Below are 25,517 nucleotides of genomic sequence, written 5' to 3'. Positions count from 1 at the left end.
CCCTTCCTTAGCTGCGCGGCGCCGAGGCGGCGGAGGCGGCCGGCGCGGCCGCCGCGGCGGGCTTGCCGTTGTTCCAGGGCACCGGCTTGACCGGTGTGCCCGGCGGCATCATCTGCAGCTTCTGGAAGCCGTCGACCACGACCTGTTCGCCGGACTTCAGGCCGTCGACCACCACCCAGTGGCCGTCCTGGCTGCCGCCGACCTTGATCTGCCGGGGCGCCGTCTTGCCGTCGGCGCCGACCACCAGCACGCTGTCGCCCTGCTGGGTGCGCGTGACGGCCTGCTGCGGCAGCAGGATGGCGTTGCTGGCCTTGGCCTGCTCGATCAGCACGCGTACGTACATGCCGGGCAGCAGCATGCCGGCCGGGTTGGGCACCTCGGCGCGCAGCGCCACCTGGCCGCTGGTGGGGTCGACCTGCAGGTCGGAGAACAGCAGGCGGCCGGCCTGGCCGTAGGCGCTGCCGTCCTCCAGCAGCACCTTGACCTGCGTGCCGTCGCCGGAGCGCTTGAGGCGGCCCTGTTCCATGGCGCGGCGCAGGTTGAGCACCTCGCTGGCCGACTGCGTGATGTTGACGTACAGCGGATGGATCACCTGGATGGTGGCCAGCGGCGTGGGCTCGCCCTGGCCGACCAGCGCGCCTTCGGTGACCAGCGACCGGCCGATGCGGCCCGAGATCGGCGCGGTGACCGACGCGTAGTTGAGGGTGATCTGCGCCGTGCGCACCGCGGCTTCGCCGGCGGCGACCTCGGCTTCGGCGGCCTTCTGCGAGGCGACGGCGTTGGCGTACTCCTGCTTGCTGATCGCGTTGGCTTCCACCAGCGGGCGGTAGCGCTCGGCCAGCGCCTTGGCCTGGCCGAGGTTGGCCTGGGCCCGGGCCAGCGTGGCCTGCGCGCTGGCGGCGGCGGCCTGGTAGGGCGCGGAGTCGATGCGGTACAGCGCCTGGCCGGCCTTCACGTCGCTGCCCTCGCGGAACAGGCGCTCCTGCACGATGCCGGCGGCGCGGGCGCGCACCTGCGCCACGCGCGAGGCCTCGAGTCGGCCGGGGAGTTCAGTGACCAGGCCCACGTCCTGGAGCTGCACCGTCACCACGCCCACCTCGGGCGCGGGCATGCCGCCGCCCGGTGGACCGGCCGGCTTCTGTTCCGACTTGCCGCAGGCGGCGAGCACGAGACCGAGGGCGAGGAGGGAGGTTCGGAGCAGCTGCTGCAGGGCCATGGACGCCGGTTCAGGTGGGCAAAACGGGTCAGTATAAGGATCGATAGTTATGCGCCGATTAAGCGGGACCGGGGATCCCGCGGGGCCCGCGCGAGCCCGCGCGGGCCTGCAAGCATCGAACCGTTCCTACATCGGAGCACGCTCATGCGCCGCACAATCCCGGTGCATGGGAACGGGCATCGCATGAGGATCTTTCTGGTGGAGGACAACGCGCTTTCGCGCGAGATCCTGGCGCAATGGCTCACGCTGGTGCCCGGAGCGCGGGTGGTGCACGTGGCGGCCACGTCCGCGGCCGCGGTGGACTGGCTGGGGCGCAATGCCGATGGCTGGGACCTGGCCGTCATCGATCTCTTCCTGGCCGATGGCCACGGCTTCGACGTGCTGCGCCGCTGCCGCGACCGCAGCGCGCACCAGCGCGCCGTGATGCTGACCAACTACACCCGCGACCCGGTGCGCGATAACGCCCGCCGCGAGGGCGCCGACGCCGTGTTCGACAAGGGCGGCGAGATGAAGGAGTTCATCACCTGGTGCCGCGACTACCAGCTCGCCATTGCAGGCTGACGGGCGGCCGCCGATCACTTCCAGCGGGCCGCCTTCGTGGCACCATGAGCTGCGAAGGAGGATCGCGCCCTATGAACAGGATCGCTGCTGGGCTTGCCGCTTGGGCATTCAGCGCTGCGCCGTTGCTCGCCGCCCAAGGCTCGTGCGTTGCGCCGGGCGAGCCGATCCAGTGGAGGGCGGACTATTGCATGCTGCTGATGGGGACGGATGACGAGATCGCCGTGTCCGGCTGCATCGAGCGGGAAGGCCGGACGGGATTTTCGGATGCCTGCGCGGCCAACACCCACTTCAAGCGGCGCATGTGCGAGCGGCTGATCCACAGCGGCGGGCGGGTCGGCACGCCAGAGCAGTGCGTCCGGGATCCGAAATTCAAGGGCCGTACGGTGGAGGCGGGAGGCGTGGGCTCCTGACCGGTGCGTCGGTACCGGCGGGACCCCTGTCAGAAGACGCCCAGCAGCAGAAGCAGCAAGAGGGTGAGAACGATCGAGACGGCGATCGAGCCGAGCCAGCCTAGCTTGTTGGAGGAGAACAGGAACATCGGGCCAGTGTGCGCAAGGACCCGGCGGGTGCGGGTAGGGGTGGACGGCGGCCTGGCGTAGCCCCCGGCCGCCAAGGGCCGGGGCGGCCGGGGGACGGCGGCTACGGCCCGCCGCGCTCGCGGATGGCGTCGCACAGCGCATGGAAGCTCTGCGCCACGGCGATGCGGCTCTTCTCGGCGGCTTCCATCTCGGGGTAGGGCAGCGGCGCCTGCTTCTGGAAATAGCGCACGAGGGCATCCTCCAGCACCCTGGCGTGCGGGTCGAAGTCGGTGCGGGACTGGCGCCAGGCGTCCAGCGCCCGGCGGATGCGTTCGTCGGCGGGGGTCATGGGTGGGCCTGCGTTGCTGCTGTGGGCGGGAATTCTAGGCCCATCGATTGGGCTGTCGATGCGAATGCGATGTGCGTGTCGCGGTCGCGGTCGTGGTTTTCAACCGGTGCCGCCTTCGCCGCTCCCGCAGCGACCGGGATCCGAGAGCGTGGTCGGGTGCCGCGAATCGAAGAAGCCCTGGTGCAGGTGGCGCACGAAGCTGCTGGTCCAGCCCTCGTAGGGGTAGAAGGCCGCGCCGCACGGGGCCATCACGCGGACCCGGCCGTTGGGCAGCCGCTCGGCCTCGAAGCCGCGCGGGTCGCGGCCGTGCAGGCGGACCAGGTTGCGCAGCAGTTTGGTTTCGGGCGACGCGGGCGGGGTCATGGGGGCTTCGCGGGCGGGTGCCCTGCCGGGGCTTGTATCACGCGTCCTGAAGGTCCCCCTGGGGGGATTCCCCGTCGTCCTGGAACTGCTGAAGCAGGTAGAGCCGCTGGTACAGGCCGTCCTGCAGGTTCATCAGCTCGTCGTGCGTGCCGCGTTCGGCGATGCGGCCGTGGTTGAGCACCACGATGCGGTCGGCGTCCCGCACGGTGGACAGGCGGTGCGCGATGGCCACGATCGTCACCCGCCCGCGCAGGCCGGCCAGCGCGCGCTGCACCGCCTGCTCGGTCTCCGAGTCGATGTGGGACGTGGCTTCGTCCAGGAACAGGATGCGCGGCCGCCCGGCCAGCGCCCGCGCGATCGCCAGCAGCTGCTTCTGGCCCACCGACAGGCGCGCGCCGCCTTCGCCCAGCGGCGTGTCGTAGCCCCGCTCCAGCGCGGCGATGAAGTCGTGCACGCGGGCCGCGCGCGCGGCCTCGACGATGGCCTCGTCGTCCAGGTCGCGGCCCATGGCGATGTTCTCGCGCGCGCTGGCCGCCAGCAGGAAGGGGTCTTGCGGCACCAGCCCGATGCTGTCGCGGAAGTGGTCTTCGGCGATGGCCTCGACCGGCGTGCCGTCGATGCGGATCGCGCCCGCCGGCGCCGGGTAGAACCGCAGCAGCAGCGACAGCAGCGTGGTCTTGCCGCTGCCGGTGTGGCCGACGATGCCGTGGAAGCTGCCGGGCGCCATGTTCAGGTGCAGCCCCTGCAGCACCGGATGGCCGGGCTGGTAGGCGAAGTCCAGGTCCTCGATGCGGATGTCGCCTTCGGTGACGCGGCCGGGGCCCGCGGGCCGCGGCGCCTCGGCTTCCTTCAGCAGCGCATGCACGCGCGCCGCCCCCACCAGCGCCTGCTGCAGCTGCGCGAACTGCATGGTGATCTGGATCAGCGGCTCGACCACGCGCGACATGTAGTTGACGAAGGCGTAGAGGATCCCGACTTCCACCGCGCCGAGCGCGCCGCCCTGGCCGCGCAGGCCGAACACCCAGATCAGCACCGCCAGGATCGCCACGTTCAGCAGGTCCAGCACCGGCCGCAGCAGCCAGGCGTTGGCCTTGAGTTCCACCTGGCGCGAGCCGTAGTGGGCCTCGTTCAGCGTGGCGAAGCGCTGGCGGAACCGCTCGGTGGCATTGCTGGCCTGCAGCACCGGCATGCCGGCGATGGACTCGGCCATCTGGGCGTTGAGTTCGCTGCGCAGCTCGCGCGTGCGCGCCACGGCCGGGCCGGACAGGCGCTGGTACAGCGTGACGATCACGGCGACGGCCGGCGCGGTGGTGGCGACGATCAGCATCAGCCGCCAGTCCAGCCACAGCATGGCGACGGTGGCGCCCGCCAGCACGATCAGGCTGTCCAGCACCACGAACAGCACCTGCACGTAGAGCGTCTTGACCGCCTCGGTGTCGTTGGTGACGCGGCTGACCAGCTGGCCGGTGATGGCGCGGTCGAAGAACGTCATCGGCAGGCGCAGCACGTGGCCGTACACCTGCTCGCGCACGCGCCGCACCGCGCGCATCGCCACGCCGGCCAGCCGCACCATCTGGCCGTAGCGCAGCAGGCTGGCGACCCAGCCGGCCACGAGCGCGCCGAGCAGCAGCGCGCCGATCTCGACCCAGCGCCCCTGGCGCGGCACCAGGTACTGGTCGATCAGGTACTTGCCGGCCAGCGGGCCCAGCGCTTCCAGTCCGGCCGCCAGCAGCAGCCAGCCGATGGCCTGGAGCATGTGGCGCCGCTCGGGGGCAGCCGCGCGCAGCAGCAGCGACGCGGCGTCGCCCAGCAGCGCCCGGCGCGGGCGCGGCATGGTGGGATCGGCGGCGGAGACGGCGGCGTCAGCTGGCATCCAGGCTCGCCTGCAGTTGCTGGTAGCGCCACTGGCGCGCGTACCAGCCTCCATGGGCCAGCAGGCCGGCGTGCGATCCCTGCTCGATCAGGTGGCCGTCGCGCAGCACCACGGTCTGGTCGGCGTCGGCGACCGCGCTCAGCCGGTGGCTGGCGATCACCACGGTGCGGCCCACGCGGGTCTCGCGCAGGTGGGCCAGGATGCGCGCCTCGGTCTCGGTGTCCACGGCCGACAGCGCATCGTCCAGCAGCAGCAGCGGCGCGTCGGCCAGCAGCGCGCGGGCGATGGCCACGCGCTGGCGCTGCCCGCCCGAGAGGGTGACGCCGCGCTCGCCCACCGGCGTGGCGTAGCCGTTGGGCAGCCGCAGGATGTCGTCGTGGACGGCGGCCAGGCGGGCCACGTGCTCGATCTCCTCGGGCGTGGCCTGCGGCCGCGCGAGCGCGATGTTCTCCGCCACGGTCGCCGAGAACAGGAAGGCCTCCTGCGGCACCCAGGCGATGGCGGCGCGCAGCGCGTCCAGCGTGTAGGCCTGCAGGTCCTGGCCGTTCCAGCGCAGCGATCCGGCGTCGGGCGCATGGTGGCGCAGCAGCAGCCGCAGCAGCGTGGTCTTGCCGGCGCCGGTCGCGCCCACCAGGCCCAGCGTGCGGCCGGGCGCCAGCTGCAGCGACACGTGGTCCAGCGCGTCGCGGGTGCTGCCGGGATAGCGAAAGCCCACGTCCTGCAGCGCCAGCGGGCCGGGTTCGACCCGTTCGATCGTGCCGTGGTCGTCGACCGTCAGCGGCGCGTCCAGCACCGGCTGCAACCGGTTCCAGGCGGCCCGGCCGCGTTCCAGCAGCGCCAGCACCCAGCCGGCCGCGAACATCGGCCAGATCAGCTGGCCGAGGTACAGGCTGAAGCTGGTGAGCTGCCCCAGGGTGAGCTCCTGCTGCCACACCAGCCAGCCGCCGGCGCCCAGCGTGAGCACCGTGGCCGCGCCCAGCGTGAGGCCCACCGCCGGCTCGTAGGCGGCTTCCCAGCGCTGCGCCTCGTAGCTGGCCTGCGCGGCGCCCGCGGCCAGCGTGGCGAACTGGGCCTCGCTGCGGGCCTGCAGGCCCAGCGCGCGCACGGTGCGCACACCGGACAGCGTTTCCTGCACGTGGTCGTTGAGCGAGCCGAAGCGATCCAGCGCCTGGCGCGAGGCTTCGTGCACGTGGCGCGAGATCCACCAGAAGGCCAGCGCCATCAGCGGGAAGGGCAGCAGCGCGATGGCGGCCAGGCGGGCGTCGACGCCCAGGGCCATCATCCCGACCACCAGCACCAGCGTGAGCGAGCCGTCGAAGCCAGCCAGCATGGCTTCGCCCGCGGCCATCTCGACCGCATCGACGTCGTTGGTGGCCAGCGCCATCAGGTTGCCGGTGCGGCGGTCCTGGTAGAAGGCCGGGCCCTGGTGCGACAGGCGGGCATAGAGCCGCTGGCGCAGCTCGACCCCGAGCCGGTAGGCCGCCGCGTAGAGCTGCAGCCGCCAGCCCACGCGCAGCAGGTAGACCAGCACGCCGGCGCCGACCAGCCACATCAGCTCCTCGCGCAGCTGCGCCTGCGTCAGGCGGTCGGCCACGAGCGCATCCACGACGTGGCCGACCTGCCGGGGGATCCACACCAGCAGCAGCGCGATGCCGACCAGCATCACGCCCGACACCGAATAGGCGACCCAGTGGCGGCGCAGGAACTGGCCGATCAGGTGGTAGAGGGACATGGGGGAGGGGCCGGCCGCGGCCGTGGGGGCGGCGGGCGGAAGCGGGGATTCTAGGCAGGGGCCCGAGTCGTCACTCCCGCGCCCCTGTCGTCATCCCCGCGGAGGCGGGATTCCAGAAGGGCCGTCATTCCCGCGGAGGCGGGAATCCAGGGCTTCCGCCTTTACCGGGCGGCGGGGGCGCGCTGCGCTGGATTCCCGCCTTCGCGGGAATGACGGGGTTGCTCGAGTAAGGGGGTTGCGCGTGAGTGACGGGGACTCTGCGCGCGAATGACCGCGATCAGCGCAGCCGCTGCGCCATCACATCCGTATCCCCCGCCCCACGGTCCACCGTCCACCCCAGCAGCAGGCTCCCATCGTTGAGCGACGCCCCCTGCAGATTCGCCCCGGCCGCGACCGCGAACGGCGTGCCCATCGGCTGCCCGCCCGCATCGAACCGCTGCCCCTCCAGCTGCGCCGCGCTCCCGGTGAACACGACGAACCCCCCGTCGCTCAGCGCCGTCGCGGCCACCGGCACGCTGGGCAGCGCGCCGCCGCCGCCCTGGGCGCGGCCATCGGGACCGTAGAGCTGCCAGGAGCCGTACACCTTGGCCGGCGAGAGGAGTACCGAGCCGCCCGCCTGCAGGGGCACGACCAGGCTGTCCTCGGCCAGGCCGATCGCGCCGGCCGGCAGCGTGGGCGCGCTGGCGCCTTCGAAGGGGTGGTGGCGCAGGAAGGTGCGGCCCATGATCCGGTGGGTGGTGGTGAGCAGCCAGCCGCCGTTGGGCGAGGCGGTCAAACGGAAGCCGCTATCGGATTCGCCCTGCGCCGCCATCGAAGGCGCGCCCACCGGCTGACCGTCGCCGTTGAAGCGCTGAACCCAGAACTGCGGCAGGCGCCCGTTCGCGTCTTCCTCCACCAGCGCCCAGCCGACCAGGAAGCCGCCGTGGTCCCAGCGGATCACGGCCGGGTCGGCCACGTAGCGCATGGTGGTCGCGCCGATGCGGTTCTGCTGCACGACGCCGATGTCCAGGTCGGCGGCCTCGCGGCCGGTGCCGTCCAGGCGCTGCACGCGGATGGCCGAGCGCGTGATCCAGGGCTGGTCCACCGACAGCGGCCGGGCGATGGCCGAGGCCACGGCCATGCCGCCGTCGGCCAGCACCGCCGCGGCCGGCGTGCCGTCCAGCGTGTCCACGCCGACCACGATGTCCGAGCCCAGGGCCTGGCCCCGCGCTTCGAAGCGGCGCAACTGGACGGTGGCGTTGCCGACGCCGTCCTCCGACAGCCAGGCGATCGCGTGGCCGGCGGGCGCGGTGGCGCCCACGGCCAGCAGCCGCTGGCGACCGGCGCTGGCCGGGTGCACGGCGGCCGCCGGCTCGGCGGTGAAGGAACCGGAGGCGACGGGCGAGGGTCCTTGCGCGTTCACGGAAGCTCCTGTCGGGAAGGCGCCGGTGCCGGCCGCATCGCTGCCACCTCCACCGCAAGCCGCCAGGGCGGCGGCCAGGACCGCCAGGCAAAGCCGGCCCGTGGTCCTGCGCGCCGCATTCGTCCCTGCGGCGGGGGTACTGCTGAAGATCATGCCTGCCTTGCGATGGATGAGATTCCATCGTGCTGGGCGGCCGCTGCCTCAGCTGTAGGACGTGCCGTGGCTCTGCTGTAGGACGGCGTGAGAGGCGTGAGACGCGGGGAAGCCGGGCGCGCCGGCGCGGTTCAGGAGCGCGCGTCCATCACCAGCTGCGTCTGCGTGACCACCGCGCACAGGCGGCCCGCGTCGTTGGTGAGGGTGGTCTGCCAGACCATGGTGGTGCGGCCCCGGTGCAGGGCCACGCACTCGCCGCGCACGGTGGTGCCCACCTTCGCGCCCGCGGTGAACTTGGTGCTGGAGTCGGTGGTCGTGGTCATCTTGCCTTCGGGCAGGTTGACCACGGTGCCCACCGCGCCCAGCGTGTCGGCGAAGGCCATGGTGGCGCCGCCGTGCAGGATGCCGCCCGAGGTGCACAGGTCCGGCCGCACCAGCATCTGCGCGACCACGCGGTCCTGCGACACCTCGAGCAGGCGGATGCCCATGAGGCCGGGGAACAGCGGTTCGATCAGCTGCTGGAGTCGGGCGGCATCGAGCATGGTGGGTTTCCTTCGAGAGGACGCTGCCGCGGCAGCGGAGCGCCGACTGTAGGAAGGGTGGGGCGCCACCGCAAGCGGGCGCGCCCTGTCCCACGAAAGCCCGCGGCCGTCCAGCAGGGTCCGACCCGATGCCGCGGCAGGGGGGCGGCGATACAGTCGCCGCCATCCGATGAGCGACACACCAACCCTGCAACTGGCCGCCAACGAGAACCCGTCGGGCATGCCGCCCGCCGCGCGCGAAGCAGCCGCGCAAGCCCTCGCGGGATCCGACCGCTACCCCGACCCCGCCGGCGTTCGCCTGCGCGCCGCGCTCTCGGCCCGGCTGGGCGTGCACGCCGAGGCCATCGTGCTGGGCAGCGGCTCCAGCGAGATCCTCACGTTGGCGGCGCACGCGTTCGTGGCGCCGGGCGAGAAGGTGGTCTCTTCGCAATACGGCTTCATCGTCTACGCGCAGGCCGCGAAGCTGGCGCATGCGCGGCACGAGGTCGTTGCGGCGCGCGATTTCGGCCACGACCTGGGCGCGATGCGGGCCGCGATCGATGCCGATACGCGGCTGGTGTTCGTGGCCAATCCCAACAACCCGACCGGCAGCTTCCTGGGCGGCGGCGAGCTGCTGGCGTTCCTCGAACAGGTGCCGGCCCACGCGGTGGTGCTGCTGGACGAGGCCTACACCGAGTACCTCACGCCGGCGCAGCGCTACGACAGCATGGGCTGGGTGCGGCGCTTTCCCAACCTGCTGGTGGCTCGCACCTTCTCCAAGGCGTACGGGCTGGCGGGGCTGCGCGTCGGCTACGGCGTGGGCCAGCCGGCACTGGTGGCGCGGCTCAATGCACTGCGCCCGCGCTTCAACATCACCACGCCGGCGCTGGCGGCCGCCGCGGCCGCGCTGGGGGACGACGAGTACCAGGCCCGCAGCTTCGCGCTCAATTTCGAAGGCCGCGAGCAGCTCACGCAGGGCTTCGCCGCGCTCGGCCTGCGCAGCCTGCCGTCGGCCGGCAACTTCGTGATGGTGGAAGCGGGCGACGCCGCCGGCGTGCACGCGTCGCTGGCGCGCCAGGGCATCCACGTCGCCACGCTCGAACCCTACGGCCTGCCTCGCTGGCTGCGCGTGAGCGTCGGCCTGCCCGAGCAGAATGCGCGGTTGCTGCGGGCGCTGGCCGCCGCGCTGCACCCCGCCAACGACTGAATCCAGATCCCAGAAGACTCCAGGAGACGATGATGAAACGCCGCCAATTCGCCGCCCTCGCGGCCGCTTCGCTGGCCCTGCCGGCCGCCCTCGCGCAGGACCGCACGATGAAGATCCTGGTGGGCTTCCCGCCGGGCGGCTCGGCCGACACCATCGCCCGGCTGCTGGCCGAGAAGCTGCGCGCATCGCTCAACCAGAACGTGATCGTCGAGAACCGCCCCGGCGCCGCCGGGCGGGTGGTGCTGGGCGAAGTCCGGCGCGCCGCCCCGGACGGGCAGACGCTGGTGCTCTCGCCCAGCGGCGCCATGGTCATCGCGCCCTGGCTGTACTCCAACCTGGGCTACGACCCGCTGAAGGACTTCACGCCGGTCTCGCGCCTGACCGTGTTCGACTTCGCCGTCACCGCCGGGCCGGCCGCGCCCCCCGGCGACCTGCGCACCGTGCTCGCGTGGATGAAGGCCAACCCGGGGCGCGCCAACTACGCGACCTCCGGCGCGGGCACCGTGCCGCACTTTGCCGGCCAGCTGCTGGCGCAGGCCACCGGCGTGCCGATGACGCACGTGCCGTACAAGGGCGGCGCGCCGGCGGCGCAGGACCTGATCGGCGGCCAGGTGCCGCTGATGCTGGACACGGCGTCCGAGACGCTGGAGCACCACAAGGCGGGCAAGGTGCGCATCCTGGCCGTCACCGGCGAGCAGCGCACCCGCGCGCTGCCCGACGTGCCCACGCTCAAGGAATCCGGCATCAACATGACGGCGGATGCGTACTTCGGCCTGTTCGGCCCCCCCGCCATGCCGGCCGAGGTGGTGCAGCGGATCGACCGCGCCGTGGCCGAGGCGCTCAAGGCGCCCGAGGTGCAGGAAAAGATCTACTCCTTCGGCCTGGTGCCCAGCCACGCGCCCTCGGCCGAGCTGATGGCCACGCAGGCCGCGCACCTGAAGCGCTGGGAGGCCCCGATCAAGGCCTCGGGCTTCAAGGCCGAGTGATGCGGATCGCCGCCGGGCAGGCCGGCGGCGCGTCGGGCAGAAGCGGCACCCGCACGATGAAGGCCGCGCCCAGGTTGGGCCCGGCGCTTTCGGCGTGGATGGTGCCGCCGTGCAGCTCCACCAGCCGGCGCACCACCGCCAGCCCCACGCCCAGGCCCGGCCGGGAGCGCGTGCCGCGGAAGATCCCGAAGATGTTCTCCAGCTCCGAAGGCGCGATGCCGCAGCCGTTGTCGGCCACGCGCAACTCGGCCATGCGGCCGTCCGGGTCGACCTTGAGGCCCACTTCGACGAAGCCGCCGGCGGGCGTGAACTTGGAGGCGTTGTGCAGGAGGTTCATGACGATCTGGGCCCAGCGCACCGCGTCGCCGCGCACGCTGGCCGGCGCCGGTTGCAGGCGCAGCGTGAGCTGCTGGTGGCGCGCCGCGAACATCGGCCCGCAGGCGGTGGCGGTCTCCTCGACCATCTGCTGCAGCACCAGGACCGTGCGCTCCAGCGCCAGCTGGTCGTTGACGATGCGGCCCACGTCCAGCAGGTCGTCCACCAGGTGGCACAGGTGGCGCACCTGCCGCCGCGCCACGGGCAGGGCGCGGGCCACCAGCTCGGGGTCGTTGCCGCTCTGCTCGAGGATCTCCAGCGCGGCGTCCAGCGGCGCCATCATGTTGCGCAGCTCATGCGCGACGGTCGCGATGAACAGATCCTTGCGCTGGCTCTCTCGGGCGGCGCGGGACGCCTGGCCCAGCTGCTGCTGGGCTCCGGCGGGGTCGGGCAGCGTTTCGGTCGATTGTTCGTCCGAATGCATGTGTCTCTCCGGGAGTACGGGCACGTAGGATGAGACTGACTGCCCCGACTCGTCGGTGCGCGGGGGCACGTTGTTAAATCGGGATTTGTATGGTGTTGTAAGGAATCCGCTTGATTCCTGCATCCAAATGGCTACCCTTGCAACCCATCCCCGGGAGGCCGACATGCAAGAACAAACGGCAATACCGTCCAGCTTAGATGGCGCGGACAACGGCCTGCTCGCCCAGCTCCCCCGGGACCTGATGGGCCGCCTGGGCGATGCCTTCGAGAAAGTCCTTCTGCCCGCCGGCGGCCTGCTCGCCACCTCGGGCCAGCCGGTGCGAACCGTCTACTTCCCCATCGACAGCGTCCTGAGCCTGGTCCACACCGACGTGGACGGCACCACCATCCAGGTCGGCATGATCGGCCGCGAGGGCATGCTGGGCATCGGCGCCTGCCTGAACGGCACGCACGGTGCCGGCGCGCTGGTGCTGGCCGGCGGCCACGCCTACCGGCTCAGCGCACGCCTGCTGGTCGACGCCTTCCGGGCCGACGCCACCCTGCGCGAGGTGCTGCTGGTCTACGCCAGCGTGCTGCTCAGCCAGGCCTGGCAGATCGCGATGTGCAACCGCCACCATCCGCCCGAGCGCCAGCTGTGCACGCTGATGCTGCTGGTGCTCGACCGCAGCCCCGCGGCCGAACTGGTGATGACGCACGACCTCATCGCGCGCCTGCTCGGCGTGCGCCGCGAGACCGTCAGCCAGGCGGCCATGCGCATCCAGGAGAAGGGCTACGTGCGCTATTCGCGCGGCCACATCCGCGTGCTCGACCGCGCCGGCCTGGAGCGCCAGGCCTGCGGCTGCTACGTGCGCCTGCGCGTGCTGGCCACCAACTTCAGCCGCTGATCCTCAGCGCTTCGGCAGCTCGCCGTCGAGGGTGCGGGAGCCCGCACCGCCGCCCTGGCCCGCATCACCGTTTCGCAGCAGCAGCGTGACCAGCACCGCGCAGTCGGTGCGCGCCCGCAGCGAATGCTTCTGGCCCGCGGGCAGCACCACGAGCTGGCCCCCGCGCAGGTGGCGGCTGCCGCCGGGCGTGACCACCTCCACGTCGCCTTCCAGGCAGTGGATGGTGCATTCCTCGCTCACGTGGTGCTCGGGCTGGTCCTGGTGGGCGCGCAGCACCATGTGCAGCAGCTGCAGCCGGTCGGTCTTGATCAGGCTGGTGCTCACCGTCTGCGAGAGCGCCTCGCCGAGCGGCGCGACGTTGATCGTTTCGAACAGTTGGGCGTGGGGCAGGGCCATGGCTTCATTCCAGTCGTGGTGGCCAGATGCTAAGCCGCACGCGCTGGTCCGGGTCCACGACGGACACCATCAGGCCGAGTTCGCTCAGCTCCAGGGCCAGCGTGCGCCCGGCACGGTAGCTCGCCAGCGGGAGCTCGCGGGAGTCGCGGCCCGACGGTTCGCGGGCCACCAGCTTCCAGAGCGCCCGCGAGGGCTGGGCCTTGTGCACCGAATCGGCGATGCCCTGAACACGCTCGAGGACTTCGAGTGTTTCCATGGGCGCACCCTAAGCGCGCCGCGGCATCGCCGGTGTAGGCACCCGCCGATGGCGACGCGTCGCGCGCCGCCTTCAAGCGGGTGGTCTGCCGGGCCGCGTCAGTCGGGCGTGCCCCACATCGGATGCGGCCAGGCGGGCGCGCCGCTGCGCATGCCCGCGCGCCGCTCGGCCGGCATGCCCGAGGCGCCCATCGTGCGCGTGTCCGGCGCGGCCGTGCTGTTGCCCGGCGCGAACGGATCGCGGTTCGGCTGGCCCCGCACCACCGTCGAGGCTTCGCCCGCGGTGATGGGCGTGCCGCTGGTGGCCGGGGTGGTGGAACGCATGCGGGCCGCGTGCTGCCGCGGCGTGCCGGCCGAGTCGGTGACGCCGATGACGCCGGTGCTGCCCTCGGTGATGCGGCCTTGCTGGGCGCTTGCGCCCAGCGGGGCTGCGGCGAGCAGGGCGATGGCGACGGCAGAGGGAAGGCGGAGGAAGGTGGACATCGCGGTTCCTTTCACAAAGGGTTTGGAGGTTCACCGGATACGCGGGCGAGCGGCGCCCGGATGTCGCTAACCCGGGTCGCCGGGCGGGGCATCGACCCCGCCGGCCGGCAGGGTGAAGTGGAAGGTCGCGCCACCCTCCGGCCGCGATTGCGCCCATACCCGGCCGCCGTGCCGGTCGACGATCTTGCGCACCAGCGCCAGGCCGATGCCCGTGCCTTCGAACTCGCCGGCGCCGTGCAGGCGCCGGAACGCGCCGAACAGGTTGCCTGCATGCGCCATGTCGAAGCCCACGCCCTGGTCGCGCACGAAGAAGGCGCGCCGGCCGTCCTGCACGCCCGTGCTGCCGACCTCGAGGGTGACCACCTCGCGCGTGCGCGAGAACTTCCAGGCATTGCCGACCAGGTTGGCCAGCACCTGCGCCAGCAGGCGCTCGTCGCCCAGCGCGAGCAGGTCCGGCTGGAGGGTGAGGACGACCGAGCGGTGCGGCTCCTGCTCCTGCAGCTGGGCCACCGCCCGCGCGGCCAGTGCGCCGATGTCGACCGCCTCGGTGTGGATGCCGACGCCCGACAGCCGCGCCAGCGAGAGCAGCGCGTCGGTCATCTCGCTCATGCGCGCGACGTTGCCAAGGATGCGCTGCAGGTAGTGCGCGCTGCGCCCCTCCAGGTCCGGCATCGATTCCTGCAGCACGCGCGCGAAGCCGGCCATCGCCGTCATCGGCGCGCGCAGGTCGTGCGCGATCGAATACGCGAAGGCCTCCAGCTCCGCGTTGGCCGCCTCCAGCTGGGCGGTGCGCTCGCGCACCCGGTCCTCCAGCGTCTGGTTGAGGGCATTGAGCTGCGCCTCGACGCGCTTGGCGAAGCTCACGTCCAGCACCAGGCCCTCGACGAAGCGCAGCGTGCCGTTCTCGTCGAACACGCCGGCGCCCTGCTCCCACACCCACTTCTCGCCGCCGTCGCGGCAGCGGATGCGGTAGGTGATGTTGAAGCGCGTGTGCTGCCGCACCGCCTCCTGCACCTTGGACCAGACGCGCTGCGCGTCATCGGGGTGGAGCAGGTCGCCGAACTCGGGGCGGCCGGCCACCAGGTCGGCGGCGCTGTACCCGGTCAGTTCCAGGGCCCGGTCGCTCGCGAACTGCAGGGGCCAGCGCGGCGCGTTGAGGCAGCGGTAGGCCATGCCCGGCAGGTTGTCCATGAGCGAGGCGAGTTCGCGCCGGCTCTCGGCCAGCTCCTCCTGCACGCGCTTTGCCGGCGTGATGTCCTGCAGCGCTCCTTCCATGCGCACGACCGTGCCGCCAGCGTTCCACTGCGGCTCGCCGATGAGGCGCACCCAGGTGCGCTCGCCCGACGCGTGCAGCACCTGCGCTTCCAGGTCGAAAGGCGTGCCGTGGCGGAGGCAGGCGAGGACGGCGTCCTGCAGCAGCCGGCGCTGCTCGGGCACGAAGCAGGCCAGGGCGCGCAGCGGCCGCGGCTCGTACCCCGGTCGCAGGCCGAGGATGGCGCAGGCTTCGCGCGTGCAGTGCCCGCGGCCCGCGCCCACGTCCCACGACCACGCGCCTAGCCGGCCCAGGTCGGCGGCGCGGCGCACCAGCAGGTTGGTGTCGTCGACCTGGGAGCGGCGACCGGCGTCGAACGCGAGGGACGCCCAGTCGGAGCGGAGCGGACGCGCTTTGGACTTCATGCGCGGGCGAGTATCGCCCGGACGGGCAGCGGTGAGCACGTCTGCGGCGACAATCGTCGGCGATGAATCCCACACCGACCCGACCGGACCTCGCGGCGGTGCCGCTGGCCACCGCGGATCAGTTGCGGCAGCGCCTGCGCCGCCACGGCAAGCTCAAGGGCCGCCAGCCCGAGGACGAGGCGCTGCGCGAAGTGCGTGAGTGCATCGGCCCCAAGCCGGCCGAGGGCCACCGCCGCGACCTGCTGATCGAGCACCTGCACCGCCTGAACGACCGCTTCGGCGCCCTGCGCGAACACCACCTGGTGGCGCTGTCGCGCGAACTGAACGTGCCGATGGCCGAGGTGTTCGAGGTCGCGACCTTCTATCACCACTTCGAAGTGGTGGCGCGGGACGCGGCCGTGCCGGCGCTGACCGTGCGCGTGTGCGACGGGCTGCCTTGCGAGCTGGCCGGTGCGCGCGACCTGCTGGAGCGCCTGCCGGCGCTGTTGGGGACCGAGGTGCGCGTGATCGCCGCGCCTTGCATCGGGCGCTGCGAGCAGGCGCCGGCCGTGGCCGTGCACCAGGCCGCCGTGCCGCTGGCCACCGTGGAGAAGGTGGTGCAGCGCGTGCGCGGCGGGGGTGGCGCGTCGGCTCCGGCGCCGACGGCGGTGGTTCCGTTCGAGCCCGCCGATCTCGCCGGGCGCAGCGTGTCGCCGCCGCGCGATCAGGCCGAGGCGATCCCCGCCTGCACCGACTACGCGGCCTACCGCGCGGCCGGCGGCTACGCGCTGCCCGCGGCCCTGGCCGCCGGCCGGCTCGACGCCGAGGCGGTGCTGCGGGCGATGGAGGATTCGGGCCTGCGCGGCCTGGGCGGCGCGGGCTTTCCGGCCGGACGCAAGTGGCGCATCGTGCGCGAGCAGCCGGCGCCGCGGCTCTTCGCGGTCAACATCGACGAGGGCGAACCCGGCACGTTCAAGGACCGCACCTACCTCGAGCGCGATCCGCACCGCTTCCTGGAAGGCCTGCTGGTGGCCGCCCAGGTGGTGGGCACCGAGGCGGTCTACATCTACCTTCGCGACGAGTACCACGACGCCCGCGCGCTGCTGGAGCAAGAACTCGTGCGGCTGGCGGCCGACCCGCCGTGCCCGCTGCCGCGCATCGAACTGCGGCGCGGGGCCGGCGCCTACATCTGCGGCGAGGAGTCCGCGATGATCGAGAGCATCGAGGGAAAGCGCGGCGAACCGCGCATGCGGCCGCCCTACATCGCCCAGGTCGGCCTGTTCGGCCGGCCCACGCTGGAACACAACTTCGAGACCCTGTACTGGGTGCGCGACATCGTCGAGCGCGGGCCCCGGTGGTTCGCTTCCTTCGGCCGCAACGGACGCAGCGGACTGCGATCGTTCAGCGTCAGCGGGCGGGTGAAGGAGCCGGGCGTCAAGCTGGCGCCGGCCGGGATCACGCTGCGCGAGCTGGTCGACGAATACTGCGGCGGCATGCAGGAGGGCCACGAGCTTCATGCCTACCTGCCGGGCGGTGCGTCGGGCGGCATCCTGCCGGCGTCGCTGGCCGACCTGCCGCTGGACTTCGACACGCTGCAGCCGCACGGCTGCTTCATCGGCTCGGCCGCCGTGATCGTGCTGGGCCACCGCGACCGCGCCCGCGACGCGGCGCTCAACGTGATGCGCTTCTTCGAACACGAGAGCTGCGGCCAGTGCACGCCCTGCCGCGTCGGCACCGCCAAGGCGGCCACGCTGATGCAGGCGCCCGCCTGGGACGCCTCGACGCTGGAAGACCTGGCGCAGGTGATGGCCGACGCTTCCATCTGCGGCCTGGGCCAGGCCGCCCCCAACCCGATCCGCTGCGTGCAGCAGTACTTCCCGCATGAAATCTCCTGACATGCCCCTGGTGGACTTCACGCTCGACGGCGTGAAGGTGCAGGCCCTGAAGGGCGAGACCATCCTGCAGGCGGCGCGCCGCGTCGGCGTGGACATCCCGCACCTGTGCTTCAAGGAAGGACTGCGGCCGGACGGCAACTGCCGTGCGTGCGTGGTCGAGGTGGCGGGCGAGCGCGTGCTGGCGCCCAGTTGCTGCCGCGCGGTCACGCCGGGGATGGACGTGAAGGCCGTGAGCGAACGCGCGCGAAAGAGCCAGCGCATGGTGGTCGAGATGCTGCTGGCGGACCTGCCGGAGCGGGGGTACAAGTGGAACGACGGGGACGGGGGTGCTCCCGACGCCGGCCAGCACGGCGAACTCTCCCTGTGGGCGGCGCGCCTGGGCATCACCCCCCGCCCCGAACTCACCGCCCTGCGTCGCGATCTCCCGCTGCCGGACCTCTCCCATCCCGCGATGGCGGTCAACCTTGACGCCTGCATCCAGTGCACGCGCTGCGTGCGCGCCTGCCGCGAGGAACAGGTCAACGACGTCATCGGCTACGCCCGCCGGGGCCTGGACAGCAAGATCGTGTTCGACCTCGACGATCCCATGGGCGAGAGCACCTGCGTGGCCTGCGGCGAATGCGTGCAGGCCTGTCCCACCGGCGCGCTGATGCCCAAGACCATGATCGGCTCCCAGGCGGTGGACCGCAAGGTGGATTCGGTCTGCCCGTTCTGCGGCGTGGGGTGCCTGGTCACCTACAACGTTCGCGACGAGAAGATTGTCAGCGTCGACGGCCGCGACGGCCCGGCCAACCACGGCCGCCTGTGCGTCAAGGGCCGCTTCGGCCACGACTACGTGCACCACGAGCAGCGCCTGACCAAACCGCTGGTGCGCAAGCCCGGCGTCCCCAAGGACCCGTCGCAGGCGCCCGACCCGGCGAACTGGCAGGCGGTGTTCCGCGAGGCCAGCTGGGAAGAAGCGCTGGACCTCGCCGCCGGCGGCCTGGCCCGCCTGCGTGACGCCCACGGCCCCAAGGCGCTGGCCGGCTTCGGCTCGGCCAAGGGCAGCAACGAGGAGGCCTACCTGTTCCAGAAGCTGGTTCGCACGGGCTTCCGAAGCAACAACGTCGACCACTGCACGCGCCTGTGCCATGCCTCCAGCGTGGCGGCGCTGCTGGAAGGCGTGGGCTCCGGCGCGGTCAGCAACCAGGTCAACGACGTGGCGCAGGCCGAGCTGATCCTGGTGATCGGCTCCAACCCCACCGGCAACCACCCGGTCGCCGCCACCTGGATGAAGAACGCGGCCCAGCGCGGCACGAAGATCGTGCTGGCCGACCCGCGCGTCACCGACCTGGGCCGCCATGCCTGGCGCGTGCTGCAGTTCAAGCCCGACACCGACGTGGCCGTGCTCAACGCGCTGATCCACACCATCCTCGAGGAAGGGCTGGCCGACGAGGCCTTCGTGCGCGAGCGCGCCAGCAACTTCGAGGCGCTGCGCGAGAACGTGCGCGGCTACAGCCCGGAGGCGATGGCGCCGGTCTGCGGCGTTCCGGCGCAGACGCTGCGCGAGGTGGCGCGCGCCTACGCCAGGGCCAAGGCCGCGATGATCCTGTGGGGCATGGGCGTGAGCCAGCACGTGCACGGCACCGACAACGCGCGCTGCCTGATCGCGCTGGCCGGCGTCGCCGGCCAGATCGGCAAGCCCGGCAGCGGCCTGCATCCGCTGCGCGGCCAGAACAACGTGCAGGGCGCCAGCGACGCCGGGCTGATCCCGATGATGCTGCCCAACTACCAGCGCGTGGACGACCCGCAGGCCCGCGCCTGGTTCGAGAAGTTCTGGGACACGCCGCTGGACGCCCGCCCCGGCTACACGGTGGTGGAGATCATGGACAAGGTCCTGGCCGACGACGCCGACCCGCACAAGATACGCGGCATGTACGTCATGGGCGAGAACCCCGCGATGAGCGACCCGGACCTGAACCACGCCCGCGAGGCGCTCGCCAGCCTCTCGCACCTGGTGGTGCAGGACATCTTCATGACCGAGACGGCCTGGCTGGCCGACGTGGTGCTGCCCGCCTCGGCCTGGCCGGAAAAGACCGGCACGGTGAGCAACACCGACCGCATGGTGCAACTGGGCCGTCGCGCCATCGACCCGCCCGGCGACGCCCGGCCGGACCTGTGGATCATCCAGGAGATCGCCCGGCGCATGGGCCTGGACTGGCGCTATGAAGGCGAGGAGTGCGGCGTGGCCGCGGTGTACGAGGAGATGCGGCAGGCCATGCACGCGGTCATTGCCGGGATCTCCTGGGAGCGGCTGGAGCGCGAATCCAGCGTCACCTACCCTTGCCTGGCGGAGGACGACCCCGGCCAGCCCATCGTCTTCGCCGACCGCTTCCCCACGCCCGACGGCCGCGTGAAGCTGGTGCCGGCCGACATCATCCCGGCCGACGAGCGGCCCGATGCCGACTTCCCCTTCGTGCTGATCACCGGCCGCCAGCTGGAGCACTGGCACACCGGCAGCATGACGCGGCGGGCGGCGGTGCTCGATGCGCTGGAGCCCATGGCCACCGTCTCCATGAACGGGGAGGACCTGCGCCGCCTGGGCCTGCAGCCGGGCGACGTGGCCACAGTGCGATCGCGGCGCGGCGAAGTCGCGCTGCACGTGCGCCGCGACGACGGCACGCCGGGTGGCGCGGTGTTCATCCCGTTCGCGTACTACGAGGCTGCGGCCAACCTGATGACCAATCCGGCGCTCGATCCCTTCGGCAAGATCCCGGAGTTCAAGTACTGCGCGGTGAAGGTGGTCCCCGGTGGCTCGCCACGCCTGCCCGCCGGCTACGGAACCGGCGCCCCGCAGGCGCGGGTGCAGCCGTGAGACCGGTGGTTGGGGTTGGGAAAAGATCACAGGCAGTCGAAACCGAACGTTACCCAACCCGTCCCGCCGCTGCTTCGGGATGCTTTTGTTACGGATGGACGCAAGCCCATCCGTGTCTACCGTAGAGCATCGCCGCTCCTTAACGAGAGGAGATGGCATGCAAACGAAGAAGGGACTGCGCCTGACCGGCGCGATGGCGGCGATCACGGCGGGCCTGCTGGCCGCCTGTGGCGGCGGCGGGGGTGGTGACAGCACCGTCGCGCAGGGCAGCCTGCGCATGGCCCTGACCGATGCGCCCAGCTGCGGCTACGACCACGTGTATGTCACCGTCGAGAAGGTGCGGGTGCACAAGAGCGACAGCGCGGGCGACGGCGAAGCCGGCTGGGAGGAGATCGTCCTGGCGCAGCCCAAGCGCCTGGACCTGCTGGAGCTCACCAACGGCGTGCTGGAGGAACTGGGCCAGACCACGCTTCCGGCCGGCAGCTACAACCAGGTCCGCCTGGTGCTCTCCGAGAACGGTGGCGCCACGCCCCTGGCCAATGCGGTACAGCCCACCGGCTCCGCACTCGTGCCGCTGCGCACGCCCAGCGCGCAGCAGAGCGGGCTCAAGCTCAAGACCAAGTTCGAAGTCGCGGCCGGCGGCCTGGCCGACCTGGTGCTCGACTTCGACGCCTGCAGCTCCGTGGTGACGGCGGGCGGCACGGGCGCCTACAACCTCAAGCCGGTCATCCGCGTGGCCGAGCGCGTGAACACCGGCATCCAGGGCTACGTGTCGACCACGCTGACGCTCAACGGCACCCGCGTGTCGGCCCAGCAGGGCGGCGTGGTGCTGCGCTCCACGGTGCCCGACGCCACCGGCAAGTTCGTGCTCCCGTTCCTGCCGGCCGGCAGCTACGACGTGGTGATCGCCTCCGAAGGCCGCAGCACGGCGGTGGTCACCAGCGTGCCGGTCACGGCCACGACGACGGTGGTCAACGGCACCTCGACCGCCATCCTGCCGCCGGTCTCCACCGTGCGTGACGTGACGGGCACGGCGTCGGTGGGCAGCGGAACGGCCACGCTGGTGCTGGACGCGCAGGTTCGTGCGAGCCAGGCGCTGACCGGCGGCCCGACCATCGAGGTGGCCAGCACCCCGGTGGACGCGACCAATGCCACCTACACCCTGAAGCTGCCCGCCGACGCGCCTGTGAAGGCGCCGTATGCGGCCACCGGCACGCTGAGCTTCGCGCCCGACAGCGCCGTGGCCGGCAAGTACCGCCTGAAGGCGAGTGCGCCGGACAGGGTCGACGTCTCCCGGGATGCGGACGTCTCGACCGCGAACCAGGTCGTCGACCTCGAGTTCGCGCCCTGAGGCCGTGACAGGCGCCTGAAACGCGCCTGAAAACGAAAAAGCGCCGCCGCGCAGGTGACAAGCCTGCGCGGCGGCGCTTTGCTACATTGGGCCGCGGCACGCGCGGGCGGTGCCCTACCCAAGGAGCGCAGATGAAGACGAGGATCACCGAGCTGTTCGGCATCCGTTACCCGATCATCCAGGGCGGCATGCATTTCGTCGGCTTCGCCGAGCTGGCGGCGGCCGTGTCCAACGCGGGCGGCCTGGGCATCATCACCGGCCTCACGCAGCGCACGCCCGAGGACCTGGCGCGCGAGATCGCCCGCTGCCGGGCGATGACGGACAAGCCCTTCGGCGTGAACCTCACCTTCCTGCCCGCGGTCAAGCCGCCGGACTACCCGGGGTACGTGAAGGCCATCGTCGAAGGCGGCGTGAAGATCGTCGAGACCGCCGGCAACAACCCGCAGAAATGGCTGCCCGCGCTCCAGGAAGCCGGCATCAAGGTGATCCACAAGTGCACCTCGGTGCGCCATGCGCTCAAGGCCGAATCGATCGGCTGCGACGCGGTGAGCGTGGACGGCTTCGAATGCGGCGGCCATCCCGGCGAGGACGACATCCCCAACTTCATCCTGCTGCCGCGCGCGGCCGAGGAACTGAAGATCCCTTTCGTCGCCTCGGGCGGCATGGCCGACGGCCGCTCGCTGGTGGCGGCGCTCGCGCTGGGCGCCGAAGGCATGAACATGGGCACCCGCTTCATGGCCACGAAGGAAGCGCCGATCCACCAGAACGTCAAGGACGCCCTGGTCGCCGCGAGCGAACTGGACACGCGCCTGGTGATGCGCCCGCTGCGCAACACCGAGCGGGTGCTGAACAACGCGGCCACCGAGCGGCTGCTGGAAAAGGAGAAGGCCCTGGGCGCGGCCGTCACCTTCAACGACATCCTCGGCGAGGTCGCGGGCGTCTACCCGAGGATCATGCAGCAGGGCGAGATGGATGCCGGCGTCTGGTCCTGCGGCATGGTGGCCGGCCTGATCCGCGACGTGCCGACCTGCGCGGAACTGATCGAACGCATCATGGCCGAGGCCCGCGCGCTGATCACCAAGCGCCTGCCCGGCATGGTGATCTGAGGACTCAGCGCCTGGCGAACACCGGCTGGTCGAAATGCGCCACCCGCGTGGCGCGGCCGGCGATGCACAGCTCGCGGAACTGGTAGATCACCGCCGCCGTCGGCGCGGCGATCCAGTGGCGGCCCACCGGCATGCGCAGGATCTGGCGGCCGGGGTCCTCGGACGGTTCGAGCAGCGGCGCGTCTTCGCGCATGAACTCGCGCACGCGGATGCGGTGGATGCTGGCGACCTCGGCCGGGTTGGGCGCCAGTTCCGCGGCCGTGCCGGCCCACACCACCACGGGCGTGATGACGAAGCCGGAATGCGTGACGTAGTCGTCCAGCCGGCCCAGCACCTCGGCCGGTTCGAGCCGAAGGCCGACTTCTTCGTGCAACTCGCGAAGCGCGGCGGCTTCCGGGGTTTCGCCCTCGTCGATGCGCCCGCCGGGCAGGGCCCACTGGCCCGAGTGGCGGTTCATGTGGGCGGCGCGGCGGGTGAGCAGCAGGGCGGCCTCGCGGCTCCAGGTGGCGGGCGCGGAGAGTCCGTCGACGACGGCGCCCAATCCTTCCTCGACCAGTGCGACGACCACGGCGGCGGCGTGGTGGGCGGAAGGCGGCGAGCGACGGACGTCGAAAGCCCTCAGGCTCTCGCGCACCGACTCACGCAACGACTCGTTCAGCTCCATCCGGGGCCATTGTCGCCGGGCGCCGCCGCGTCCCCGGCCCGGCCGTGCGGAATCGCCACAACGACATTCGCCTAGGCCGAGGCGGCGGTCGGCGGCAACGTCGAGACGCCTTGTGCGCGCGCCGCTTCGTCCTGCGCGCGCATCGCCCGCTGGAAGCCTTCGCGCTCCTGCAGCCGCGCCCAGTACGCGCGCACGTTGTCCGGGAACTGCGGCGACAGGTCGAGCAGGCTGGCCAGCAGCAGGGCATAGCCCACCGACACGTCGGCGATGGTGAAGCGCCCCGCGGCCAGGTGCTCGCGCCCGGCCAGCCGCGCCTCCACGCCGCGCAGGCGCGCCAGGAACCACCGGGCGTAGTCCTGTGCCACCTGGGGCTGGCGCCGGTCCTCGGGCTCGAAGCGCGAATAGCGCAGCACCAGCGTCTGGGGGAAGGTCAGCGTGGCCTCGCCGAAATGCAGGTAGTTCAGCCAGGCGCCGAAGTCCGGCTCGGTCGGTTCGACCTGCAGCGGCGTGGGCGCATGGCGCGCGCACAGGTACTGGCAGATGGCGGCCGATTCCGTCATGCGCGTGTCGCCGTCCACCAGCAGCGGGATGGTGCCCAGCGGGTTGTCTTGCAGGTAGGTCTTGGCGTGCACGCGCGGGGGGAAGGGCAGCATGCGAAGGTCGTATGGGACGCCGAGCTCCTCCAGGGTCCACAGGGGGCGGAACGAGCGGGCGCTGACGCAGTGGTGCAGGGTGGTCATCGTGGCGGTGTCTCCAGCGCGAGCATAGCCGCCGTCCTGGCGCGGCAGAATCAGCGATTCGAAACCAGGAGACTGCCATGCCCGAAGCCTTCATCGTCGCCGCCACCCGCACGGCCGGCGGCCGCCGCAACGGCCGCCTGTCCGGGTGGCATCCCGTGGACCTTGCCGCCGAGGTGCTCGATGCGCTGGTGGACCGCACCGGCATCGATCCCGCGGCGGTGGAAGACGTGCTGATGGGCTGCGTGAGCCAGGTGGGCGAGCAGTCCACCAACGTGGCGCGCAACGCGGTGCTGGCCTCGAAGCTGCCCGAGTCGGTGCCGGGCACGTCGATGGACCGCCAGTGCGGCTCGTCGCAGCAGGCGCTGCAGTTCGCGGCGCAGGCGGTGATGTCGGGCACGCAGGACGTGGTGATCGCCGCCGGCGTGGAGAGCATGACGCGCGTGCCCATGTTCACCTCCAGCGAACTGCCGCGCAAGAACGGCCTGGGCTTCTACATGAGCCCGAAGATCCAGCAGCGCTACCCGGGCGTGGAGTTCAGCCAGTTCATGGGCGCGGAGATGATCGCGCGCAAGTACGGGCAGAAGAAGGAGCAGCTCGATGCCTACGCGCTGGAGAGCCATCGGCGCGCCAAGGCCGCGGCGGAGGGCGGTCGCTTCGATGCCGAGATCCTGCCGGTGCGGGCGTGGAAGCAGGGCGAGGCCGTGTCCGACCAGCTGCACACCGTCGACGAGGGCATCCGGTTCGATGCCTCGCTGGAAGGCATCGCCGGCGTGAAGCTGCTGCAGCCCGATGGCGTGATCACGGCGGCCAGCGCCAGCCAGCTGTGCGACGGGGCGGCGGGCGTGATGGTGGTCAGCGAGAAGGCGCTGAAGACCTTCAACCTCAAGCCGCTGGCGCGCATCCACCACCTGTCGGTGATGGGGCACGACCCCGTCGTGATGCTGGAGGCGCCGATCCCGGCGACGCAGGCGGCGCTGCGCAAGGCGGGGATGAAGATCGAGGACATCGATGCGTACGAGGTCAACGAGGCTTTCGCGCCGGTGCCGCTGGCGTGGTTGCAGGTGCTGGGGGCGGATCCGGCGCGGTTGAACGTGAATGGGGGGGCGATCGCGCTCGGTCATCCGCTGGGGGCGTCGGGGGCGAAGCTGATGACGACGCTTTTGAATGTGCTGCAGCAGCGCAAGGGGCGGTGGGGGTTGCAGACGATGTGTGAGGGCGGGGGGATGGCGAATGTGACGATTGTTGAGGCTTTGAGTTAATCAGGACTGATCGACTGTTCGTGGCCTGCGGCAGGGGGTCCCCGGCGGGGGGCTCATGCTGTGCCTCTCCGAGCTCGCTGACGCTTCGCATTGCTGCGCGCATCGCTTGAGTGGTGCGGGCCCTCGCGGAAAAAACTCACTGCGCGCTGCGATGCAGCGCTCCGTTCAGACAGTTTCCGCGAGTCAGTTGTTCATCAACGAGCTGCGCCCGCTTGCCGCGGGCTCGCAGGGCCCGCACCACTGCGCGACGCTCGGCACAGAAATCGCCCCCCGCCGGGGACCCCCTGCCGCTGGA

At 71.7% G+C, this 25,517-nt stretch carries 24 protein-coding genes; 10 read left to right on the top strand and 14 right to left on the bottom strand.

Features of this window, described 5'->3' with window-relative positions; genetic code table 11:
• Positions 1–7: 7 nt before the first annotated feature.
• Entirely contained in the window at positions 8–1,216 is a 1,209-nt protein-coding gene (locus tag ASG30_RS02950) for an efflux RND transporter periplasmic adaptor subunit (protein WP_055892414.1), read from the bottom strand.
• Positions 1,217–1,399: 183 nt separating this feature from the next.
• On the opposite strand from ASG30_RS02950, the gene ASG30_RS02945 reads away from it, so the two are divergent.
• The gene (locus ASG30_RS02945; RefSeq protein WP_055892411.1) at positions 1,400–1,777 is read left to right on the top strand and encodes a response regulator; all 378 of its coding nucleotides are present in this window, start codon (positions 1,400–1,402) and stop codon (positions 1,775–1,777) included.
• Positions 1,778–1,848: 71 nt separating this feature from the next.
• A complete protein-coding gene (locus ASG30_RS02940) occupies positions 1,849–2,187 on the top strand; it encodes a hypothetical protein (RefSeq protein ID WP_055892408.1) in 339 nt (112 codons plus the stop codon).
• Between the two features lie 229 nt (positions 2,188–2,416).
• On the opposite strand, the gene ASG30_RS02935 is transcribed toward ASG30_RS02940, so the two are convergent.
• The 6 genes from ASG30_RS02935 to ASG30_RS02910 form a co-directional block, all read right to left on the bottom strand.
• A complete protein-coding gene (locus tag ASG30_RS02935) occupies positions 2,417–2,644 on the bottom strand; it encodes a hypothetical protein (RefSeq protein WP_055892405.1) in 228 nt (75 codons plus the stop codon).
• Positions 2,645–2,743: 99 nt separating this feature from the next.
• Entirely contained in the window at positions 2,744–3,007 is a 264-nt protein-coding gene (locus ASG30_RS02930) for a hypothetical protein (RefSeq protein ID WP_055892403.1), read from the bottom strand.
• Positions 3,008–3,044: 37 nt separating this feature from the next.
• The gene (locus ASG30_RS02925; RefSeq protein WP_082521856.1) at positions 3,045–4,880 is read right to left on the bottom strand and encodes an ABC transporter ATP-binding protein; all 1,836 of its coding nucleotides are present in this window, start codon (positions 4,878–4,880) and stop codon (positions 3,045–3,047) included.
• The gene (locus tag ASG30_RS02920) at positions 4,870–6,612 is read right to left on the bottom strand and encodes an ABC transporter ATP-binding protein (protein ID WP_055892400.1); all 1,743 of its coding nucleotides are present in this window, start codon (positions 6,610–6,612) and stop codon (positions 4,870–4,872) included. Before ASG30_RS02920 ends, ASG30_RS02925 begins: the two co-directional genes overlap by 11 nt.
• Positions 6,613–6,889: 277 nt before the next feature.
• Positions 6,890–8,014: a hypothetical protein gene (locus ASG30_RS02915; protein WP_055892397.1), complete on the bottom strand. Its 1,125-nt coding sequence runs from the start codon at positions 8,012–8,014 to the stop codon at positions 6,890–6,892.
• A gap of 284 nt (positions 8,015–8,298) precedes the next feature.
• A complete protein-coding gene (locus tag ASG30_RS02910) occupies positions 8,299–8,709 on the bottom strand; it encodes a PaaI family thioesterase (protein WP_055892394.1) in 411 nt (136 codons plus the stop codon).
• A 169-nt stretch (positions 8,710–8,878) separates the two neighbouring features.
• Between ASG30_RS02910 and hisC the strand changes: the two genes are divergently transcribed.
• Positions 8,879–9,895 carry a histidinol-phosphate transaminase gene (gene hisC / locus ASG30_RS02905; protein ID WP_055892392.1) on the top strand — a complete coding sequence of 339 codons (1,017 nt, stop codon included), beginning with the start codon at positions 8,879–8,881 and terminating at the stop codon, positions 9,893–9,895.
• A gap of 32 nt (positions 9,896–9,927) precedes the next feature.
• Positions 9,928–10,881 carry a Bug family tripartite tricarboxylate transporter substrate binding protein gene (locus tag ASG30_RS02900; protein WP_055892389.1) on the top strand — a complete coding sequence of 318 codons (954 nt, stop codon included), beginning with the start codon at positions 9,928–9,930 and terminating at the stop codon, positions 10,879–10,881.
• Here the strand turns inward: ASG30_RS02900 and ASG30_RS02895 are convergent.
• Complete coding sequence (locus tag ASG30_RS02895; RefSeq protein ID WP_055892386.1) at positions 10,868–11,680, bottom strand: sensor histidine kinase; 813 nt, start codon at positions 11,678–11,680, stop codon at positions 10,868–10,870. The two genes, ASG30_RS02900 and ASG30_RS02895, sit on opposite strands and share 14 nt — an antisense overlap.
• 163 nt (positions 11,681–11,843) lie before the next feature.
• On the opposite strand from ASG30_RS02895, the gene ASG30_RS02890 reads away from it, so the two are divergent.
• The gene (locus ASG30_RS02890; protein WP_055892382.1) at positions 11,844–12,563 is read left to right on the top strand and encodes a Crp/Fnr family transcriptional regulator; all 720 of its coding nucleotides are present in this window, start codon (positions 11,844–11,846) and stop codon (positions 12,561–12,563) included.
• 3 nt (positions 12,564–12,566) lie between these two features.
• Here ASG30_RS02890 and ASG30_RS02885 read toward each other — a convergent pair whose 3' ends face one another.
• From ASG30_RS02885 to ASG30_RS02870, 4 genes are all read right to left on the bottom strand, one after another.
• A complete protein-coding gene (locus tag ASG30_RS02885; RefSeq protein WP_055892379.1) occupies positions 12,567–12,959 on the bottom strand; it encodes a hypothetical protein in 393 nt (130 codons plus the stop codon).
• 4 nt (positions 12,960–12,963) lie between these two features.
• Complete coding sequence (locus tag ASG30_RS02880) at positions 12,964–13,215, bottom strand: hypothetical protein (protein WP_055892376.1); 252 nt, start codon at positions 13,213–13,215, stop codon at positions 12,964–12,966.
• Positions 13,216–13,313: 98 nt separating this feature from the next.
• Complete coding sequence (locus ASG30_RS02875) at positions 13,314–13,697, bottom strand: hypothetical protein (RefSeq protein WP_055892374.1); 384 nt, start codon at positions 13,695–13,697, stop codon at positions 13,314–13,316.
• Positions 13,698–13,763: 66 nt separating this feature from the next.
• A complete protein-coding gene (locus ASG30_RS02870; protein ID WP_055892371.1) occupies positions 13,764–15,374 on the bottom strand; it encodes a sensor histidine kinase in 1,611 nt (536 codons plus the stop codon).
• A 62-nt stretch (positions 15,375–15,436) separates the two neighbouring features.
• On the opposite strand from ASG30_RS02870, the gene ASG30_RS02865 reads away from it, so the two are divergent.
• From ASG30_RS02865 to ASG30_RS02850, 4 genes are all read left to right on the top strand, one after another.
• Positions 15,437–17,248, top strand: a complete 1,812-nt coding sequence (locus tag ASG30_RS02865) for an NADH-ubiquinone oxidoreductase-F iron-sulfur binding region domain-containing protein (RefSeq protein ID WP_055892368.1) — start codon at positions 15,437–15,439, stop codon at positions 17,246–17,248.
• Positions 17,235–20,102: a formate dehydrogenase subunit alpha gene (fdhF, locus tag ASG30_RS02860; protein ID WP_442965657.1), complete on the top strand. Its 2,868-nt coding sequence runs from the start codon at positions 17,235–17,237 to the stop codon at positions 20,100–20,102. The genes ASG30_RS02865 and fdhF overlap by 14 nt, the downstream gene beginning before the upstream one ends.
• 157 nt (positions 20,103–20,259) lie before the next feature.
• Entirely contained in the window at positions 20,260–21,453 is a 1,194-nt protein-coding gene (locus tag ASG30_RS02855) for a DUF4382 domain-containing protein (protein ID WP_055892363.1), read from the top strand.
• A 131-nt stretch (positions 21,454–21,584) separates the two neighbouring features.
• Positions 21,585–22,559, top strand: a complete 975-nt coding sequence (locus tag ASG30_RS02850; RefSeq protein WP_055892360.1) for an NAD(P)H-dependent flavin oxidoreductase — start codon at positions 21,585–21,587, stop codon at positions 22,557–22,559.
• 4 nt (positions 22,560–22,563) lie between these two features.
• On the opposite strand, the gene ASG30_RS02845 is transcribed toward ASG30_RS02850, so the two are convergent.
• Both ASG30_RS02845 and ASG30_RS02840 read right to left on the bottom strand, forming a co-directional pair.
• Positions 22,564–23,223 carry an NUDIX hydrolase gene (locus ASG30_RS02845; protein WP_055892356.1) on the bottom strand — a complete coding sequence of 220 codons (660 nt, stop codon included), beginning with the start codon at positions 23,221–23,223 and terminating at the stop codon, positions 22,564–22,566.
• 71 nt (positions 23,224–23,294) lie between these two features.
• The gene (locus ASG30_RS02840) at positions 23,295–23,963 is read right to left on the bottom strand and encodes a glutathione S-transferase family protein (RefSeq protein WP_055892353.1); all 669 of its coding nucleotides are present in this window, start codon (positions 23,961–23,963) and stop codon (positions 23,295–23,297) included.
• Positions 23,964–24,040: 77 nt separating this feature from the next.
• On the opposite strand from ASG30_RS02840, the gene ASG30_RS02835 reads away from it, so the two are divergent.
• Positions 24,041–25,222 carry an acetyl-CoA C-acetyltransferase gene (locus tag ASG30_RS02835; RefSeq protein ID WP_055892350.1) on the top strand — a complete coding sequence of 394 codons (1,182 nt, stop codon included), beginning with the start codon at positions 24,041–24,043 and terminating at the stop codon, positions 25,220–25,222.
• Positions 25,223–25,517: the final 295 nt, after the last annotated feature.

This window comes from Ramlibacter sp. Leaf400 (assembly GCF_001424545.1).
Taxonomy (GTDB): domain Bacteria; phylum Pseudomonadota; class Gammaproteobacteria; order Burkholderiales; family Burkholderiaceae_C; genus Ramlibacter.
Note: the sequence above shows the minus strand (reverse complement) of the source record. Positions and strands in the feature narration are given on the sequence as shown.

Coding starts and splice junctions, on each gene's coding strand:
- ASG30_RS02945 (WP_055892411.1), top strand. CDS start 1,400: ATGAGGATCTTTCTGGTGGAGGACAACGCGCTTTCGCGCGAGATCCTG.
- ASG30_RS02875 (WP_055892374.1), bottom strand. CDS start 13,697: ATGTCCACCTTCCTCCGCCTTCCCTCTGCCGTCGCCATCGCCCTGCTC.
- ASG30_RS02930 (WP_055892403.1), bottom strand. CDS start 3,007: ATGACCCCGCCCGCGTCGCCCGAAACCAAACTGCTGCGCAACCTGGTC.
- ASG30_RS02940 (WP_055892408.1), top strand. CDS start 1,849: ATGAACAGGATCGCTGCTGGGCTTGCCGCTTGGGCATTCAGCGCTGCG.
- fdhF (WP_442965657.1), top strand. CDS start 17,235: ATGAAATCTCCTGACATGCCCCTGGTGGACTTCACGCTCGACGGCGTG.
- ASG30_RS02935 (WP_055892405.1), bottom strand. CDS start 2,644: ATGACCCCCGCCGACGAACGCATCCGCCGGGCGCTGGACGCCTGGCGC.
- ASG30_RS02900 (WP_055892389.1), top strand. CDS start 9,928: ATGAAACGCCGCCAATTCGCCGCCCTCGCGGCCGCTTCGCTGGCCCTG.
- ASG30_RS02925 (WP_082521856.1), bottom strand. CDS start 4,880: ATGCCAGCTGACGCCGCCGTCTCCGCCGCCGATCCCACCATGCCGCGC.
- hisC (WP_055892392.1), top strand. CDS start 8,879: ATGAGCGACACACCAACCCTGCAACTGGCCGCCAACGAGAACCCGTCG.
- ASG30_RS02910 (WP_055892394.1), bottom strand. CDS start 8,709: ATGCTCGATGCCGCCCGACTCCAGCAGCTGATCGAACCGCTGTTCCCC.
- ASG30_RS02840 (WP_055892353.1), bottom strand. CDS start 23,963: ATGACCACCCTGCACCACTGCGTCAGCGCCCGCTCGTTCCGCCCCCTG.
- ASG30_RS02895 (WP_055892386.1), bottom strand. CDS start 11,680: ATGCATTCGGACGAACAATCGACCGAAACGCTGCCCGACCCCGCCGGA.
- ASG30_RS02920 (WP_055892400.1), bottom strand. CDS start 6,612: ATGTCCCTCTACCACCTGATCGGCCAGTTCCTGCGCCGCCACTGGGTC.
- ASG30_RS02855 (WP_055892363.1), top strand. CDS start 20,260: ATGCAAACGAAGAAGGGACTGCGCCTGACCGGCGCGATGGCGGCGATC.
- ASG30_RS02880 (WP_055892376.1), bottom strand. CDS start 13,215: ATGGAAACACTCGAAGTCCTCGAGCGTGTTCAGGGCATCGCCGATTCG.
- ASG30_RS02885 (WP_055892379.1), bottom strand. CDS start 12,959: ATGGCCCTGCCCCACGCCCAACTGTTCGAAACGATCAACGTCGCGCCG.
- ASG30_RS02850 (WP_055892360.1), top strand. CDS start 21,585: ATGAAGACGAGGATCACCGAGCTGTTCGGCATCCGTTACCCGATCATC.
- ASG30_RS02835 (WP_055892350.1), top strand. CDS start 24,041: ATGCCCGAAGCCTTCATCGTCGCCGCCACCCGCACGGCCGGCGGCCGC.
- ASG30_RS02870 (WP_055892371.1), bottom strand. CDS start 15,374: ATGAAGTCCAAAGCGCGTCCGCTCCGCTCCGACTGGGCGTCCCTCGCG.
- ASG30_RS02845 (WP_055892356.1), bottom strand. CDS start 23,223: ATGGAGCTGAACGAGTCGTTGCGTGAGTCGGTGCGCGAGAGCCTGAGG.
- ASG30_RS02950 (WP_055892414.1), bottom strand. CDS start 1,216: ATGGCCCTGCAGCAGCTGCTCCGAACCTCCCTCCTCGCCCTCGGTCTC.
- ASG30_RS02890 (WP_055892382.1), top strand. CDS start 11,844: ATGCAAGAACAAACGGCAATACCGTCCAGCTTAGATGGCGCGGACAAC.
- ASG30_RS02865 (WP_055892368.1), top strand. CDS start 15,437: ATGAATCCCACACCGACCCGACCGGACCTCGCGGCGGTGCCGCTGGCC.